This is a genomic window from Mesorhizobium sp. WSM4816 (genome assembly GCF_055811535.1).
Genome location: NZ_JBVVQR010000108.1, coordinates 1 through 538, shown reverse-complemented (window position 1 = coordinate 538; position 538 = coordinate 1). Strand labels below are relative to the sequence as shown.

1 pseudogene is annotated in these 538 nt (G+C 59.7%); it reads right to left on the bottom strand.

The annotated features are described in order from the left end of the window. Positions 1-62: 62 nt before the first annotated feature. Positions 63-417, bottom strand: a pseudogene (locus AC0L3H_RS33010) (IS66 family transposase); the annotation flags it as partial. Between the last annotated feature and the right edge of the window lie 121 nt (positions 418-538).

Below are 538 nucleotides of genomic sequence, written 5' to 3'. Positions count from 1 at the left end.
CCTCGGTTCCGGCGCTCATGTCAGCTGTATCGGAAAGGGGCGAAAGCAGCGGATCACACCCCTTACCTCCAACATGGGTAAGAGGGGCAAAAGTCGTGGCGGTCAGGCGGCTGCGGCCCGACTTTCGATGATTTTGGGCAGGTATTGGCGTTGGCAGAGCCGGAGATTTCGAGGCGGGCGCCGAGGTAATCCCAGAAGGAGAGCCGGAGCTTTTGACAGGTCTTTCTCAGGCCGAGGGAAGGCATCGCGACAGGCGCGCCCTGCCGGTGAGCGGGTACCGCCGGAAATCATGCGCCTGATCACCTGGCAGCGGATGTCGTTCTCGGAGCCGTTTGTATGAAGCGGGATCTCGGGCCGATAGAGGACGGTCAGCAACTCGGCTTTGTTGGCGTGAAGCCTGGCCAGCAGTCGATCGAGCATGATGGAAAGGAGAGAATCATCACATGGCTATCGAGAAGGAGCTTCTGGACCAACTGCTTGCCGGCCGCGATCCGAATGAGGTGTTTGCCAAGGACGGATTGCTCGACGACCTGAAGAA